This window comes from Hydrogenophaga aromaticivorans (assembly GCF_013387465.1).
In the GTDB taxonomy this organism is placed as follows: Bacteria; Pseudomonadota; Gammaproteobacteria; order Burkholderiales; family Burkholderiaceae_C; genus Hydrogenophaga; species Hydrogenophaga aromaticivorans.
The window spans coordinates 103,635-119,707 of record NZ_VYGV01000006.1 but is presented as its reverse complement, the minus strand read 5'-3'; the positions used below and the strand labels follow the sequence as shown (position 1 = coordinate 119,707).

Genomic DNA, 16,073 nt, shown 5'->3' with positions numbered 1-16,073 from the left:
CGGCCGCTTCCTCCTGAAATCAGTTTTATTGCTGGTTAGTGTAACTTGTGTATTATAAAAATCCGATCATCAAGGCAGATCACGACTACCTTAGTTGTCTCAAATTGTAAACAGCAGCCCGGGCGAGGTTCAGGAAGCCAGGGTTTTTGAGGCCTGCATGGCAGCCCACACCGCCAACACATCGCCGGTCTCCCGCACATCGTGCACGCGCACAACACGCCCCCCCCTGTCCACGGCCAACAAGGCCGCCGCCACGCTGGCCGACACGCGTTCGGCAGGCAGCTCTCGCCCAGTCACGACACCCAGGGAGGACTTGCGCGACCAACCCGCCAACAGGGGATAGCCCGCGACGAGCAACTCCTGCTGGCGCGCGAGCAGGCTGAAGTTCTGCTCGACGGTTTTGCCAAACCCGATGCCGGGATCGAGAACGATACGCTCGGCAGCCACATTCAGAGCGCGCAAGGCGCTCACCCGAACTCGCAAAAATTCGGAGACCAACGGCACCACGTCCCCATGCATGGGAGCAACCTGCATGGTCTGCGGATCGCGGTGCATGTGCATCAGGCACACACCACAGCGGGGATGCGATGCAACCACCTGCAATGCATCACCCTGACGCAGCGCCCAAATGTCGTTGATGATGTCGGCCCCTTCGTCCAGGACCGCCCGCATGACCTCGGGTTTGTAGGTGTCCACGGACAAGGGCACACCAAGCTTGGCAGCTTCGCGAACCACAGGCAGCACGCGCGCCAGCTCCTCGTCCAGCGGCACCGCCGGGCTGCCTGGACGGGTAGATTCGCCACCGATGTCGAGGATGTGCGCCCCATCTTTCAGCAACTGCTCGCAGTGCGCCAGCGCAGCTCGGGTGCCGGCATGCTGCCCACCGTCTGAAAATGAGTCGGGCGTGACGTTGACGATACCCATGAGCTTGGGTTGGCTGAGGTCGATGTCGAAGCGGGAGGTTTGCCAGTGCATGTGTGGACTCCGCAAAAAGCAACGGGGCCAAAGGCCCCGTCAGGTGAAAGCAGGTAAGAGCCTGCGGAATCAGGCCGCCGTTGGCGCCGGATCGGTGTTCACAGCCGGTGTGCCACCGCTGCCACTGCCGCCGCCACCCACGGAAGGGTTACGGGGCGTCCAGTCCTTGGGCGGACGGGGAGGCTTGCCGGCCATGATGTCATCAATCTGGTCGGCATCAATGGTTTCCCATTCCAACAAGGCTTTCGCCATGGCATGCATCTTGTCGCTGTTTTCTTCGATCAGGTCACGCGCCAGCTTGTACTGCTGGTCGATGATGCGGCGCACCTCCGCGTCGACCTTCTGCATGGTGGACTCGCTCATGTTAGTGGTCTTGGTCACTGAGCGGCCCAGAAACACTTCGCCTTCATTTTCAGCGTAAACCATGGGGCCGAGTGCATCGGTCATGCCGTAGCGCATCACCATGTCACGTGCAATCGTGGTCGCGCGTTCGAAGTCGTTGGACGCGCCGGTGGTCATCTGGTGCATGAACACTTCTTCGGCGATGCGGCCACCGAACAACATGCTGATCTGGTTCAGCATGTAGTCCTTGTCGTAGCTGTAGCGGTCTTGCGCGGGCAGGCTCATGGTCACACCCAGTGCGCGACCGCGCGGAATGATGGTGACCTTGTGCACCGGATCGCACTTGGGCAGCAGTTTGCCGATCAGCGCGTGGCCAGACTCGTGGTAGGCCGTGTTGCGGCGCTCCTCCTCGGGCATCACCATGCTCTTGCGCTCCGGGCCCATGAAGATCTTGTCTTTGGCCTTTTCGAAGTCCTGCATCTCGACCACGCGGGCGTTGCGGCGCGCGGCCATCAGGGCGGCTTCGTTGCACAGGTTGGCCAGATCGGCGCCGCTCATGCCGGGCGTGCCCCGGGCGATCACGCTCGGGTTCACGTCGGTACCCAACGGTACTTTGCGCATGTGCACATTGAGAATCTGCTCGCGGCCACGGATGTCGGGCAGCGTCACATAGACCTGACGGTCGAAGCGACCCGGGCGCAGCAAGGCGGCGTCCAGGATGTCTGGGCGGTTGGTGGCGGCCACCACGATCACGCCCAGGTTGGTCTCGAAACCGTCCATCTCGACCAGCATCTGGTTCAGGGTCTGCTCGCGTTCGTCGTTGCCACCACCCAGACCAGCGCCACGCTGGCGGCCGACGGCATCGATTTCGTCGATGAAGATGATGCAGGGTGCGTTCTTCTTGGCGTTTTCGAACATGTCGCGCACGCGGGCCGCGCCCACGCCGACGAACATTTCAACGAAGTCAGAGCCCGAAATGCTGAAGAACGGCACCTTGGCTTCGCCGGCGATGCCCTTGGCCAGCAGCGTTTTGCCAGTGCCTGGAGGGCCAACCAGCAGCAACCCGCGCGGTATGCGACCGCCCAGCTTCTGGAATTTGGCCGGATCCTTCAGAAAGTCCACGACTTCCTTGACTTCTTCCTTGGCCTCATCGCAACCCGCCACGTCGGCGAAGGTCACGGTGTTGTTGTTCTCGTCAAGCATGCGCGCCTTGCTCTTGCCGAAGCTGAAAGCACCGCCTTTGCCGCCACCCTGCATCTGGCGCATGAAGTAGATCCAGACGCCGATCAGCAGCAGCATCGGACCCCAGCTCACGAGCAGGGTCATCAGCAGCGAGCCTTCTTCGCGCGGGCGCACGTCGAACTTGACGTTGTTGTTGATCAGGTCACCCACCAAGCCGCGGTCCAGATAGGTCGCCGTGGTGCGGATACGCCGGTCATCCTGGGTCACGGCCACGATCTCGGTGCCACCCTGGCCTTCCTGGATGGTGGCGCTCTTGATGCGCTGGGCCTTCACCTCGTCGAGAAACTCGGAGTAGCCGATGTAGCCAGCGCCAGCCGCTGCGCGGCCGTCAAACTGCTTGAAGACGGTGAAAAGCACCATGGCGATAACCATCCACACGGCGATTTTCGAGAACCACTGGTTGTTCAAGTGCAGCTCCTGGCTAGAACATTGTCGTAAACACGCATATTGGACCCATTTTAGGTCTTTCAAGAAGACCTGCCATTGGCAAATGACTTGGCAATGTCAATCAGAGGGTTAGCTTTTGTTTGGCGCGACACAAAGTGTTCAGACCCGTGCCTGAGGTTTCAGACCCAGGCCCACCAGAAAGGTTTCAGAAGATTTGTCGCGTGAAGCCTTGGGCTTGATGGCTTTGACCACGCGGAAGGTCTGGCGAAACAGCGCTACCGCGAGGTCATAGGCCCCGCCGTGAAAGAGTTTGACCACCAGCGCGCCGTCGGGCTTCAGGTGGTGCACGCTGAAATCCACGGCGAGTTCGATCAGGTCGGTGATGCGCGCTGCGTCGGCCGATCCGATGCCCGACAGATTCGGTGCCATGTCGGAAACCACCACATCCACAGCCGCCACACCCCGGTCGATCAGCGACTGCTCCAGCGCGGCCAGCACCTCGGGTTCGCGAAAGTCGCCCAGGATGAAGTGAACACCCTCCACCGCTTCCATGGGCAACATGTCGAGCGCGATGATCTGACCGTGAAGTTCGCCCACCGCCGCGCCCTGCGGGCTCAGGCGGCGCCGCACATACTGGCTCCAAGCGCCGGGCGCGGAGCCCAAGTCGACCACGCAGTGCCCAGGATGAATCAGGCCCAGCGTTTCGTCAATTTCCTTGAGCTTGTAGGCGGCCCGCGCGCGGTAACCGTCTCTTTTCGCCAGCTTCACATAAGGATCGTTGACGTGCTGGTTGAGCCAGGCCTTGTTAACCTTCTTGCTCTGGGTCTTGACTTTCATGCCCATAAAGGTCTTTTCAGTTCTGTGTAAACGATAATTGTCCCATGCCCCAGATCACACTCACTCCCGCCCAGCGCAAAGTCCACCGCGCTGATGCCCATCACCTCGATCCCGTCGTCCTCGTTGGCGGCGATGGATTGAGCGCGTCCGTCAAAAAAGAAATCGACAACGCCCTGAAGGCCCATGGCCTGATCAAGGTGCGCGTGTTCAACGACGACCGTGCCGCGCGAGAGCTCATGCTCAAGACGCTGGCCGACGAGCTCGACGCCGCACCGATCCAGCACATCGGCAAACTGCTGGTGCTGTGGCGCCCGATGCCGGAGAAAGAAAAAGCGACGGACGAAGAGCGCATGCCGGGACCGCGCGACGTCAAGGTGCTCAAGTTCAGCAAGCGGGGCGGTCAGCGTCCCGAAGTCAAGGTGGTGCGCGTCCTGGGCAACCAACGCCTCACACCCGGCGGCCAGGTCAAGCGCGCCAAGGTCATGAAAAAGAGCATCAAGAAGAGCGCCCAGTGAGCCGATGCTCCCGGCCACCAGCGGCTTGAACTTCCCCTGTCGCGCACCATCTGAAACCGCATGAACCTTCAAACTGCGCCCGGCGCCACCCTGCCCCTGCTGGATTTTTCCGATTTGCCGCGTTTTGACGCCATCACGCCGGATCAGGTGGCTCCGGCGCTGGACGTCTTGCTGACCGACGCCAACCGCGCGCTGGAGCAGGTCACGGCGGACACGTTCCCGGCTGAATGGGCCGCCATTGCCGGCGCGCTGGACGTGGCCACCGAGCGCCTTTCGCGCGCCTGGGGTGCCGTCAGCCACCTCAACAGCGTGGCCGACACGCCCGAGCTGCGCGCCGCTTACAACGAAGCCCTGCCCAAGGTCACTGAATTCTGGACCCGGCTCGGCTCGGACGAACGCCTCTACGCCAAGTACAAGGCCATGGACCCTGCCAGCCTCAACGCGGAGCAAACGCAGGCGCACAAAAACGCCATGCGCAGCTTCGTACTGGGTGGTGCTGAGCTGCAGGGCGAAGCCAAGGAGCGTTTTGCCTGGCTGCAGGAGCGCCAGGCCGAGCTGGGGCAAAAATTCAGTGAAAACGCGCTCGACGCGACCGACGCGTTCTCGCTGATCGTGTCCACCGAAGAGCTGGCGGGCGTTCCAGCCGATGTGCAGCAGGCGACGGCCGCAGCGGCCAAGGCCGAAGGCCAGACGGGTCACAAGCTGACCCTCAAGATGCCTTGCTACTTGCCGGTCATGCAGTTCGCCCACAGCAGCGCGCTGCGCGAACAGCTCTACCGGGCCTACGTCACGCGGGCCAGCGACCAGGCGGCCGCGGAGGCACTGAAGTTTGACAACACCGCCATCATGGCTGAGCTGCTGGCCCTGCGCCATGAGGAAGCGCAGCTGCTGGGCTACCGGCACTTTGGCGACGTGTCGCTGGTGCCCAAGATGGCCGAATCGCCCGAACAGGTGATCCAGTTCCTGCGCGATCTGGCTGGCAAGGCGCGCCCATATGCCGACAAGGACTTGGCGGACCTGCGCGCTTTCGCCGCCAGCGAGCTTGGCCTGACCGACCCGCAAGCCTGGGACTGGCCCTACGTCGGTGAAAAACTCAAGGAGGCGCGCTATGCCTTCAGTGAGCAGGAAGTCAAACCCTATTTCACAGCGCCCAAGGTGCTCGCCGGGCTGTTCCAGATCGTTGAAACGCTGTTCGAAGTGGCAATTCGCCGCGACACCGCACCGGTCTGGCACCCTGGCGTGGAGTTCTACCGCATCGAACGCACTTCGCCGGCCGGCGCCCAGCTAGTGGGTCAGTTCTACCTCGACCCGGCCGCCCGCACAGGCAAACGTGGCGGGGCCTGGATGGACGATGTGCGCGCCCGCTGGCTGCGCCCGGACACCGGTGCACTGCAGACACCGGTGGCGCACCTGGTCTGCAACTTCGCTGAAGGCGTGGAAGTCGACGGCGAAAAAAAGCCGCCGCTGCTGACGCACGACGACGTCATCACCCTCTTCCACGAGTTCGGCCACGGCCTGCACCACATGTTGACTCAGGTGAACGAGCGCGATGTCTCAGGCATCAGCGGTGTTGAGTGGGACGCGGTGGAGTTGCCCAGCCAGTTCATGGAGAACTTCTGCTGGGAATGGGACGTGCTCAAGCACATGACGGCCCATGTGGACACTGGCGAACCGCTGCCTCGCGACCTGTTCGACAAGATGCTCGCGGCCAAGAATTACCAGAGCGGCCTGCAGACGCTGCGCCAGGTGGAGTTTTCACTGTTCGACATGCTGCTGCACAGCCAGACCGAGCCCGTCACCAACGGCGACGCCATCCTGGCGCTACAGCAACAGGTGCGCGATGAAGTCGCCGTGTTGGAACCGCCCGCCTACAGCCGCACGCCCCACACCTTCAGCCACATCTTTGCAGGTGGGTACTCTGCCGGTTACTACAGCTACAAGTGGGCCGAAGTGCTGTCGGCCGATGCCTACGCCGCGTTCGAGGAAGCGGCCCAGAAGAATGGGCGCAGCACGCTGGACGTGGAAACGGGCCGACGCTACCGTGAGGCGATTCTGGAAGCTGGCGGCAGCCGCCCGGCCATGGCGTCGTTCAAGGCGTTCCGTGGACGGGAGCCGGGTATAGACGCCCTGCTGCGTCATCAAGGCATGGCCTGAGCGCAGATGCCCGCCTGAATGTGGTTCGAAACTTGTATTTGGCAAAAGGATTTGACATGAGCATCACCCTTTCCCAGACTTCCACGCAGCGCACACTGGTGCGTGCAGCGTTGGCTGGCGTCGTGTTCGGCGCGCTCGCCGCACCCTGGGCCTCGGCCCAAGGCGTGTACCGCACCGTGGGGCCCGACGGCAAGGTGACCTATTCGGACCAGCCACCACCGGCCAACGGCAAGGCGTCCGTCGTCGGTGGCGCCAGCGCCGGAGCGGCCGCCAACCCACAGCTGCCGCTGGAACTGCGCCAGGTGGTCAACCGCTATCCGGTCACCCTCTACACCGCGACCGATTGCGCGCCTTGCAACACCGGGCGCAACCTGCTCACCGCGCGCGGCGTGCCCTTCACTGAAAAAACGGTCAACTCTGCCGAGGACGCCGCTGCATTGAAGCGCCTGAGTGGAGAAACCTCGCTGCCCTTCCTCAGCATCGGCGGGCAACAGATCAAAGGGTTCTCGGACGCCGATTGGACGCAGTACCTGGACGCCGCGGGTTACCCCAAGCAATCCGTCCTGCCATCCGGTTACCGTCGGCCTGCAGCAACGGCGTTGGTGGCAACGCAACCCGTGCAGGCGGCCGCAGCGGCGCGACCGAATGCCGCTCCGGCCCGGCCGCCGGTGCAACCGGCCGAGACGCCGGTGACACCACCAACGGAGAACCCGGCCGGCATCCGTTTCTGAACGGTTCTGGCCCTGAGACTCAGAACGTCAGCGTCTTCACGCCGCTGCTGGTCCCCAGCAGGCAGACGCTGGCCTTCTGGTGGGCGAACACACCCACGGTGACCACGCCTGGCCATTGGTTCACTTCGCTCTCGAAGGCCAGCGGATCGGTGATCTGAAGGCCGGTCACATCCAGGATGTGCTGACCGTTGTCGGTCACCAGCGGAGCGCCGTCCTTGAGCCGCAGGTGAGCCTTGCCGCCGAGGGCGGCAAACTGGCGGATCAGCCGGGCCGTGGCCATCGGGATCACCTCCACCGGCAGCGGAAAAGCACCCAAGGCCTTCACCATCTTGGATTCGTCGGCGATGCAGATGAACCGGCGTGACTGGGCGGCCACGATCTTCTCGCGTGTGAGCGCCGCGCCACCGCCCTTGATCATGTGACCCTGCGCGTCGATTTCGTCGGCGCCATCGATGTAGACCGACAGTTCGGCCACCTCATTGGCTTCGAAGACCGGGATGCCCAGCGCTTTCAGCCGGGCCGTGGAGGCTACCGAACTCGACACCGCGCCGGGGATCTGGTCCTTCATGGTGGCAAGCGCATCGATGAACTTGTTGACCGTGGAGCCGGTGCCCACACCGACGATGTCACCAGGGGTCACGTATTGCAGGGCGGCCTGGCCCACCAGGGCTTTGAGTTCGTCTTGGGTCATTTGAGACAATCAGCGGTTACGAAGAATCATCCCATTATCCAATGTCCCTCCTGCCCTACGCTGTCGCACGCCCCTTCCTCTTTGGCCTGGACCCGGAAGCCGCCCACGAACTCACGCTGCACAGCATCGCGAAGCTGCAACGCTCGCCACTGACCTGCCTCTATGGCGAAACCCGGATCGACGATCCGGTCACCCTGGCCGGCCTGAACTTCCCCAACCGGGTCGGTCTGGCGGCAGGGCTGGACAAGAATGCCGCCTGCATCGACGGCCTGGCTGCCATGGGTTTCGGATTTGTCGAAGTGGGCACGGTCACGCCCAAGGCGCAGCCCGGCAACCCCAAGCCACGCATGTTCCGTTTGCCCAAGGCCAGCGCCCTGATCAACCGCTTGGGTTTCAACAACGATGGCCTGGACGCCTTCATCGCCAATGTGCAGCGGGCGCGCTTTCGCAGCAAGGGTGGCGCCCATCCGATGCTGCTGGGCCTGAACATCGGAAAGAACGCCAGCACGCCGATCGAGCGCGCCACCGATGATTACCTGACCTGCCTGGAAGGTGTGTATCCCCACGCCGACTACGTCACGGTCAACATCTCCAGCCCGAACACCCAGAACCTGCGCAGCCTGCAGAGCGACCAGGCGCTGGACGCGCTGCTCGGCGCCGTCGCAGAACGCCGGGAAGCCCTCGCCCAGCAGACAGGTCGACGCATTCCCATCTTCGTCAAGATCGCGCCCGATCTGGATGACACGCAGATCGAGGTGATTGCCACCACCTTGATGCGTTACGGCACCGACAGCACAGGCCTGGCGAACAACGCCTTCGGCGTGATCGCCACCAACACGACCCTCAGCCGCGAAGCGGTGGCCGGCATGCCCCACGCCAACGAAACGGGCGGGCTCTCGGGCGCGCCGGTGCTGGCGGCCAGCAACCGCGTGATCCGGCGCCTGCGGGCCTGCCTGGGCAAGAGTTTCCCCATCATCGGTGTGGGCGGCATCCTCAGCGGCGCGGATGCGGTGAGCAAGATCCAGTCGGGCGCCAACGTGGTCCAGATCTACACCGGGCTGATCTACAAAGGCCCGGCGCTCGTGCGGGAAGCGGCCGAGGCGATCAGGAGCGCCGTACCAGCGCACCATTGAATGGAATTGCAGCGGCGCTCACAGCAGCGCCGCAACCTGCTCGCCAATGGCCAGGCAACTGGTCAGGCCCGGAGACTCGATGCCCAGCAGATTGACCAATCCCGGCACGCCGTGCACGGGGGGACCGTCAATGCGGAAATCGGCCGCGGGTTCATGGGGGCCGCTGATCTTGGGTCGCATGCCGGCGTAGCCAGGCAACAAAGCGTGTTCGGGCAATCCTGGCCAGTACTGGCGAACCGCGGCGTAAAAGCCCTCGGCGCTGGCCGGATTCACGCCCAAGTCATCCGGGTCGTCGGTCCACTGCACATCCGGCCCGAACTTGGCCTGTCCGCCCAGATCGAGTGTCAGGTGCACACCCAGCCCGGCCAGGTGCGCCTCAGGATCGGGCGCGGGGTAGATCAGGCGAGCGAATGGCGAGCGCCCGCTCAAGGTGAAGTAACTGCCCTTGGCGTACCAGGCCCGGGGCGCGTGCACGGGGTCCAGGCCCTGGGTGTACCCCGCGATCTGACAGGCATGCAGCCCAGCGGCATTGACCACGCTGCGCGCCAACAAAACGGTGCCATCCTGCATCAGCACCTCGATCCCGGCATCTATCACCCGCAAGCGGTCGACACCGCTGTGACAAGCCACCAGTCCGCCAGCGTGTTCCAGATCGCCCTGCAGGCTCAACATCAGGACGTGGCTATCGACAATGCCGGTGGACGGAGAGAGCAAAGCCGCGAGGCATTCGAGCGCAGGCTCCCGGGCCAGCGCCTCAGTGCGTGAGAGCCACGTCAAATCGTGCACACCATTGGCTTCGGCGCGAGCCTGGATGCCCGGCAGGCCTCGCACCTGCGAGGCCGTGTTGGCGACGATCAGCTTGCCGCACCGGCGGTGAGCGATCCCGCGTTCTGAACAATAGGCGTACAGCAGCGCCCTGCCCCGCACACACAGCCGCGCCTTGAGCGAACCCTGGGGGTAGTAGATGCCGGCGTGGATCACTTCGCTGTTGCGCGAACTCGTACCGGTGCCGATGGTCGCCTCGCGCTCCAGCACCATCACCTCGCGCCCGGCCAGCGCCAGCGAACGGGCCACCGCCAACCCGACCACGCCGGCGCCGATCACCACCACATCCACCTGTTCCATGCCGCCAACTCCTGTCAAAGACACGACTCCAACGAAAAAGCCCCAAGCGAAACGCTTGGGGCTTTGTCTGGTGGGCGGTGCAGGGTTCGAACCTGCGACCCCTGCCGTGTGAAGGCAGTGCTCTACCACTGAGCTAACCGCCCGATTGATCTGACCGATCTCTCGGAAGCCTCAAATTATAGCGTCTTATTTGAGCCATTTTTTCCCGGTGCGCAGAAAATTTGGAGAAATGCCCGGTCAAGCCGCCTCGAGCTTGCGCCAGAGCGTCTTGCCTTTGCAGGCCTTGTCCAGATCGGCCAGCGCGACATCGTGCCCCTGCAGCTCCTGCTCGTTGGCGCGAAGCACGGGCAACTCGAACCGGGACAGATCGATCACGATGGTTTCGACGCCCGCTTCGCTGCTTTCATTGCCTTCAATCAGCAACGCGTCCTGGCCGCGCGTCATGTTGATGTAGACATCGGCCAGCAGTTCGGCATCGAGCAACGCACCGTGCAGCGTGCGCCCGGAATTGTCCACGCCCAGCCGGTCACACAGCGCATCGAGGCCGTTGCGTTTGCCCGGGAACATCTCCTTGGCCATCACCAGGCTATCAATCACCTGACCGATCACGGTCTTGAGCGGCGGACGCCCCAGGCGGTCCAGTTCCTTGTTGAGGAAGCTGATGTCGAACGGCGCGTTGTGGATGATCAATTCGGCGTCGCGCAGGTAGTCCAGCAGCTCGTCGGCGATCTGCCCGAACTTGGGTTTGTCGCGCAGGAATTCGTTGCTGATGCCGTGCACCTTGAGCGCGTCCTCGTGGCTGTCGCGCTCGGGGTTGACGTAGAAGTGCAGGTTGTTGCCGGTGAGCTTGCGGTTGAGCAGCTCGACACAGCCGATTTCAATGATGCGGTCGCCGCTGTCGGCGGACAGGCCCGTGGTTTCGGTGTCAAGAACAATCTGTCTCATGGATTCCTCGCATCAGTGGAGATCCGCCGCCGGGCCGCCCCAAGGTGGATCACCCCCTCGGGGGGCAGCGACCCGCACAGCGGCGGAGCGTGGGGGTCAATGTTTCTCTTTGGCGTGGTTGATCGAATACTTCGGGATTTCGATCGTCACATCCTGCTGAGCCAGGATGGCCTGGCAGGACAGGCGCGAGTTGGGCTCCAGGCCCCAGGCCCGGTCGAGCAGGTCTTCTTCGTTGTCGTCCAGCTCGTTGAGGCTGTTGAAACCTTCGCGCACGATCACGTGGCAGGTGGTGCAGGCACACACCATGTCGCAGGCGTGCTCGATCGGGATGTTGTTTTCGAGCAGCGCCTCGCAGATCGAGGTGCCAGCAGGTGCGCTGACCTGGGCTCCCTGCGGACAGTATTCGGGGTGGGGCAATATCTTGATGATGGGCATGGGGTTCCTGTGCGTCGGTCCGCGGCGGGTTTCAGACTTCTTCGAGCCGTTTGCCGGCCAGGGCATGCTGGATGCCCCGGTTCATGCGCATGGCGGCAAAGGCTTCGGTGCCCTTGGCGAGCGCTTCGGTGGCGGATTCAATCGCAGCGGTGGTGTCACCGTTGAGGGTCTGACTCAACTGGGCAATGAGATTGTGAATGGCTTGAAGCTCGGCGGGCTCCAGCAGATCGGCGTCGGCCGCCAGGGCACTGTGTGTGGCTGCGATCATGCGGTCGGCATCCACCCGGGCTTCGACCAGCGCGCGCGCCTGCATGTCCTGCTGCGCCGTGGCAAAGCTGTCCTTGAGCATGGCGGCGATCTGTTCGTCCGACAGGCCGTAAGCCGGCTTGACGTCGATCGTGGCCTCTACGCCGCTGCCCTGCTCTTTCGCATGGACGGACAGCAACCCATCGGCATCCACCGTAAAGCTCACGCGGATGCGCGCCGCACCCGCGGCCATGGGCGGGATGCCGCGCAGCGTGAAGCGCGCCAGACTGCGGCAGTCGGCCACCAGATCGCGCTCGCCCTGCACCACGTGCAGCGCCAGCGCGGTCTGGCCGTCCTGGTAGGTGGTGAAATCTTGCGCCAGCGCGGTGGGAATGGGGCTGTTGCGCGGCACGATGCGCTCGACCAGACCGCCCATGGTCTCGATACCGAGCGAGAGCGGGATCACGTCGAGCAGCAGCAGGTCGCCGTCGCGGCTGTTGCCGGCGAGCGCGTTGGCCTGGATGGCTGCGCCCAGCGCCACCACCTCGTCCGGGTTCAGGTTGACCAGGGGTTCCTGACCAAAGAAATCCCCCACGGTGCGGCGGATCACCGGCATGCGGGTGGAACCACCGACCATCACCACGCCCTTGACTTCATCCTTGGCGATGTGGGCATCGCGCAGCACCTTGCGCACCGCCGCCATGGTGCGGGCCGTGAGTGCGGTGGTGGCGGCCTCGAACTGGGCCGGCGTGACGGTCTGGCGCAGCGTCTGGCCACCGACCAACGCTTCGAACACCGCATGACCGGTGCTGGCATCCACGGCCGACAGGGCTTCCTTGCAGCGGCGGGCCTCGGCGTGCAGACCCGCACGCTCGGATGCGTTCAGCGGCGTGGTCACGCCTTGTTGCGCCAGCACCCAGGCAGCGAGCGCCTGGTCGTAATCGTCGCCGCCCAGCGCGGAGTCGCCACCGGTGGCCATGACCTCGAACACCCCCCGCGTCAGGCGCAGGATGGAGATGTCGAAGGTGCCGCCGCCGAGGTCGTAGATGGCGTAGATACCTTCCGAGCCGTTGTCCAGCCCGTACGCAATCGCTGCGGCGGTGGGCTCGTTGATCAGTCGCAGCACGTTGATGCCGGCGAGCTGCGCCGCGTCTTTCGTGGCCTGGCGCTGCGCGTCGTCGAAGTACGCGGGCACGGTGATGACCGCGCCAAACAGCTCATCGTCGAAGCTGTCTTCGGCCCGGAAACGCAGCGTGGCCAGGATTTCGGCGCTCACCTCCATGGGAGTCTTGCGTCCGGCGATGGTCTCGACCACGGCCATGCCGTTCTCGTCCACCACCGTGTACGGGAGCTTGTCAGCGTCGGCCACCTGCGCGCGCGTACGGCCCATCAGTCGCTTGACCGAGCTCACGGTGTTCGCAGGATCGCTGACCTGCGCGGCCAGCGCTTCAAAGCCGATCTGGCGACCCGAGCCGCCTTGCGCCGGATCGAGGTAGCGGACCACGCTGGGCAGGATCACGCGGCCGTCCGCCGCTGGCAGGCATTCGGACACCCCGTGGCGCACCGCGGCCACCAGCGAATGCGTGGTACCGAGGTCGATGCCGACCGCCACCCGTCGCTGGTGCGGATCGAGGGACTGGCCGGGTTCGGAAATCTGCAGGAGAGCCATGGGCGCGGGTTCTGGTGGAGAAAGAAAGCAGAGGGTTGCGGAGGACAGCCCGCTATTGTCCCAGCTGATCGAGCCGGTTCTCGACGTCGCTGGCAAAGCGCTCAACAAACATAAGGGCTCTGACCTGCTGGGCCAGTGCGGCGAAGTTGCGCTCGCCGTCGGCGGTCTGCTGCAGCTGGGTCAACATCGTGCGACGCGCAGCGCTCACCTCGTCCGCCATGCGCTCCAGCGCCTCGCTGCTGCGGGCGTCTTCCAGGTCTTCACGCCATTGCATCTGCTGCATCAGGAAGGCGGCCGGCATGGCGGTGTTGTTTTCTGCCTGGATCGGCACGCCATTCAGCTCGCACAGATAGGCGGCGCGCTTGAGCGGGTCTTTCAGGCGCTGGTAGGCCTCATTGATGCGCACCGACCATTGCATGGCCAGGCGCTGCGCGGGAGCATCGGACGATGCAAAACGGTCTGGATGGGCCTCGCGCTGCAGGTCTTTCCAGCGTTGGTCCAGCGCGTTGCGGTCCAGCGCAAAGGCAGGTGCAATACCGAAAATTTCGAAGTCGTTGGACAGCAGGTTCATGACATCAAAAAGCCGCCAGGACGGTACGCACTGGCGGCTACTAGTGGGTGATTCGGCAACAGTATCAGATTCTGAAACTCTCGCCGCAACCGCAACGGTCGCGCTCATTGGGGTTGTTGAAGCGGAAGCCTTCGTTCAGACCCTCGCGCACGAAATCGAGCTGTGTGCCGTCGATGTAGGCCAGACTCTTCGGGTCCACCAGCACCTTGACGCCGTTGTCCTCGAACACCACATCTTCCGGTGCAATCTCGTCGGCGTATTCCAGCTTGTAAGCGAGGCCGGAGCAGCCGGTGGTCTTGACGCCCAGGCGCACGCCCACGCCCTTGCCACGCTTGGCGATGTAACGGGTGACGTGCCGCGCAGCGGCTTCGGAGATCGAAATAGCCATGGTGCTGGAAATTTAGCCTGGATCAGTTCAGGTGTTTCTTGCGGTAGTCGTCCACCGCGGCCTTGATCGCGTCTTCGGCCAGGATGGAGCAGTGGATTTTCACCGGCGGCAGCGCCAGCTCTTCGGCGATCTCGCTGTTCTTCAGCGCGGCGGCCTGGTCCAGCGTCTTGCCCTTGACCCATTCGGTCACCAGCGACGACGAGGCAATCGCCGAGCCGCAACCGTAGGTCTTGAAGCGCGCGTCTTCGATCACGCCGGTGGTCGGGTTCACCTTGATCTGCAGCTTCATCACGTCGCCGCAGGCGGGTGCGCCCACCATGCCGGTGCCCACCGATTCGTCGCCCTTGTCGAACGAGCCGACGTTGCGGGGGTTTTCGTAGTGGTCAACCACTTTTTCAGAATAAGCCATGGTCTTTCTCCTTCAGTGTGCGGCCCATTGAATCGTCGAGATATCAATGCCGTCTTTGAACATTTCCCACAAGGGGGACAACTCGCGCAGCTTCGCCACGTTTTCCTTGATGGTGCCGATCGCGTAATCGATCTCTTCTTCGGTCGTCCAGCGGCCGATCGTCATGCGCAGGCTGCTGTGGGCCAGTTCGTCGCTGCGGCCGAGCGCGCGCAACACGTAGCTGGGCTCGAGGCTGGCCGAGGTGCAGGCCGAGCCCGACGACACCGCCAGCCCCTTTATGCCCATGATCAGCGACTCGCCTTCGACGTAGTTGAAGCTCATGTTGAGGTTGTGCGGCACGCGTTGCGTCTCGTGGCCGTTGATGAACACCTCTTCGATGCCCTTCAGGCCGGCGACCATGCGGTCATGCAGCGCGCGGATGCGCAGGTTCTCGGTGTGCATCTCTTCCTTGGCGATGCGGTAGGCCTCGCCCATGCCCACGCACTGGTGGGTCGGCAGCGTGCCCGAACGCATGCCACGCTCATGACCGCCACCGTGCATCTGCGCCTCGATGCGGATGCGTGGCTTGCGGCGCACGTACAGTGCGCCGATGCCCTTGGGGCCGTAGGTCTTGTGGCTGGTCAGGCTCATCAGATCGACCGGCAGCGTCTGCAGGTCAACGTTGACCCGGCCGGTGGCCTGCGCCGCGTCCACATGGAAGATCACACCCTTCTCGCGGCAGATCTTGCCGATGGCGGCGATGTCCTGGATCACACCGATTTCGTTGTTCACGAACATGACCGAAGCCAGGATGGTGTCCGGGCGGATGGTCGCCCTGAAGACGTCCAGGTCGAGCAGGCCATCGGCCTGCACGTCGAGGTAAGTCACCTCAAAACCCTGGCGCTCCAGCTCGCGCATGGTGTCGAGCACGGCCTTGTGCTCGGTCTTGACCGTGATCAGGTGCTTGCCCTTGGTCTGGTAGAAGTGCGCCGCTCCCTTCAGGGCCAGGTTGTTGGACTCGGTGGCGCCGCTGGTCCAGACGATTTCGCGCGGGTCGGCGTTGATCAGGGCGGCCACCTGCTCGCGGGCGGTCTCGACCGCCTTTTCAGCCTCCCAGCCCCAGGCATGGCTGCGTGACGCCGGATTGCCGAAATGTTCACGCAACCAGGGAATCATGGCATCCACCACCCGCGGATCGCAGGGGTTGGTGGCGCTGTAGTCCATGTAGATGGGAAAGTGCGGTGTGCTCATGGCGGTCAATGGATTGGGCTGGCGGTTGGGATCGGTAGGGATCGACAG

At 63.7% G+C, this 16,073-nt stretch carries 16 protein-coding genes and 1 tRNA gene; 4 read left to right on the top strand and 13 right to left on the bottom strand.

Annotated elements, in window-relative coordinates; translation table 11 throughout:
• Positions 1-129 precede the first annotated feature (129 nt).
• From folP to F3K02_RS04900, 3 genes are all read right to left on the bottom strand, one after another.
• The gene (gene folP / locus F3K02_RS04910; protein ID WP_177133905.1) at positions 130-975 is read right to left on the bottom strand and encodes a dihydropteroate synthase; all 846 of its coding nucleotides are present in this window, start codon (positions 973-975) and stop codon (positions 130-132) included.
• Between the two features lie 69 nt (positions 976-1,044).
• Complete coding sequence (ftsH, locus tag F3K02_RS04905; protein WP_177133904.1) at positions 1,045-2,967, bottom strand: ATP-dependent zinc metalloprotease FtsH; 1,923 nt, start codon at positions 2,965-2,967, stop codon at positions 1,045-1,047.
• A gap of 138 nt (positions 2,968-3,105) precedes the next feature.
• Complete coding sequence (locus F3K02_RS04900) at positions 3,106-3,783, bottom strand: RlmE family RNA methyltransferase (protein ID WP_177133902.1); 678 nt, start codon at positions 3,781-3,783, stop codon at positions 3,106-3,108.
• A 44-nt stretch (positions 3,784-3,827) separates the two neighbouring features.
• On the opposite strand from F3K02_RS04900, the gene F3K02_RS04895 reads away from it, so the two are divergent.
• From F3K02_RS04895 to F3K02_RS04885, 3 genes are read left to right on the top strand one after another with little or no spacing between them, the layout of a single operon-like run.
• Positions 3,828-4,298 carry a YhbY family RNA-binding protein gene (locus F3K02_RS04895; protein WP_177133900.1) on the top strand — a complete coding sequence of 157 codons (471 nt, stop codon included), beginning with the start codon at positions 3,828-3,830 and terminating at the stop codon, positions 4,296-4,298.
• A gap of 60 nt (positions 4,299-4,358) precedes the next feature.
• The gene (locus F3K02_RS04890; protein WP_177133898.1) at positions 4,359-6,452 is read left to right on the top strand and encodes a M3 family metallopeptidase; all 2,094 of its coding nucleotides are present in this window, start codon (positions 4,359-4,361) and stop codon (positions 6,450-6,452) included.
• Between the two features lie 56 nt (positions 6,453-6,508).
• A complete protein-coding gene (locus F3K02_RS04885) occupies positions 6,509-7,183 on the top strand; it encodes a glutaredoxin family protein (RefSeq protein WP_177133896.1) in 675 nt (224 codons plus the stop codon).
• A gap of 19 nt (positions 7,184-7,202) precedes the next feature.
• On the opposite strand, the gene rpiA is transcribed toward F3K02_RS04885, so the two are convergent.
• Positions 7,203-7,874, bottom strand: coding sequence for a ribose-5-phosphate isomerase RpiA (rpiA, locus tag F3K02_RS04880; RefSeq protein ID WP_177133894.1), 672 nt, complete (start codon positions 7,872-7,874; stop codon positions 7,203-7,205).
• A gap of 41 nt (positions 7,875-7,915) precedes the next feature.
• Here rpiA and F3K02_RS04875 point away from each other — a divergent pair, with 41 nt between their 5' ends.
• Complete coding sequence (locus F3K02_RS04875; RefSeq protein ID WP_177133892.1) at positions 7,916-9,007, top strand: quinone-dependent dihydroorotate dehydrogenase; 1,092 nt, start codon at positions 7,916-7,918, stop codon at positions 9,005-9,007.
• An 18-nt stretch (positions 9,008-9,025) separates the two neighbouring features.
• On the opposite strand, the gene F3K02_RS04870 is transcribed toward F3K02_RS04875, so the two are convergent.
• The 9 genes from F3K02_RS04870 to F3K02_RS04830 all read right to left on the bottom strand — a co-directional run bounded on the left by F3K02_RS04870 (position 9,026) and on the right by F3K02_RS04830 (position 16,025).
• Positions 9,026-10,132, bottom strand: a complete 1,107-nt coding sequence (locus tag F3K02_RS04870) for an NAD(P)/FAD-dependent oxidoreductase (RefSeq protein ID WP_177133890.1) — start codon at positions 10,130-10,132, stop codon at positions 9,026-9,028.
• A gap of 68 nt (positions 10,133-10,200) precedes the next feature.
• A tRNA-Val gene (locus F3K02_RS04865) sits at positions 10,201-10,275 on the bottom strand.
• A gap of 94 nt (positions 10,276-10,369) precedes the next feature.
• Positions 10,370-11,077, bottom strand: a complete 708-nt coding sequence (gene dnaQ, locus F3K02_RS04860; protein ID WP_177133888.1) for a DNA polymerase III subunit epsilon — start codon at positions 11,075-11,077, stop codon at positions 10,370-10,372.
• A 96-nt stretch (positions 11,078-11,173) separates the two neighbouring features.
• On the bottom strand, positions 11,174-11,512 hold the full coding sequence (gene fdx, locus F3K02_RS04855) for an ISC system 2Fe-2S type ferredoxin (RefSeq protein ID WP_177133886.1): 339 nt from the start codon (positions 11,510-11,512) through the stop codon (positions 11,174-11,176).
• Positions 11,513-11,543: 31 nt separating this feature from the next.
• Positions 11,544-13,427, bottom strand: a complete 1,884-nt coding sequence (hscA, locus tag F3K02_RS04850) for a Fe-S protein assembly chaperone HscA (RefSeq protein WP_177133884.1) — start codon at positions 13,425-13,427, stop codon at positions 11,544-11,546.
• A 52-nt stretch (positions 13,428-13,479) separates the two neighbouring features.
• Entirely contained in the window at positions 13,480-13,998 is a 519-nt protein-coding gene (hscB, locus tag F3K02_RS04845; RefSeq protein ID WP_177133882.1) for a Fe-S protein assembly co-chaperone HscB, read from the bottom strand.
• 64 nt (positions 13,999-14,062) lie between these two features.
• Positions 14,063-14,386, bottom strand: coding sequence for an iron-sulfur cluster assembly protein IscA (gene iscA, locus F3K02_RS04840; RefSeq protein ID WP_177133880.1), 324 nt, complete (start codon positions 14,384-14,386; stop codon positions 14,063-14,065).
• Between the two features lie 22 nt (positions 14,387-14,408).
• A complete protein-coding gene (gene iscU, locus F3K02_RS04835) occupies positions 14,409-14,795 on the bottom strand; it encodes a Fe-S cluster assembly scaffold IscU (RefSeq protein ID WP_077331347.1) in 387 nt (128 codons plus the stop codon).
• A 12-nt stretch (positions 14,796-14,807) separates the two neighbouring features.
• Positions 14,808-16,025, bottom strand: a complete 1,218-nt coding sequence (locus F3K02_RS04830; RefSeq protein WP_177133876.1) for an IscS subfamily cysteine desulfurase — start codon at positions 16,023-16,025, stop codon at positions 14,808-14,810.
• Positions 16,026-16,073 lie beyond the last annotated feature (48 nt).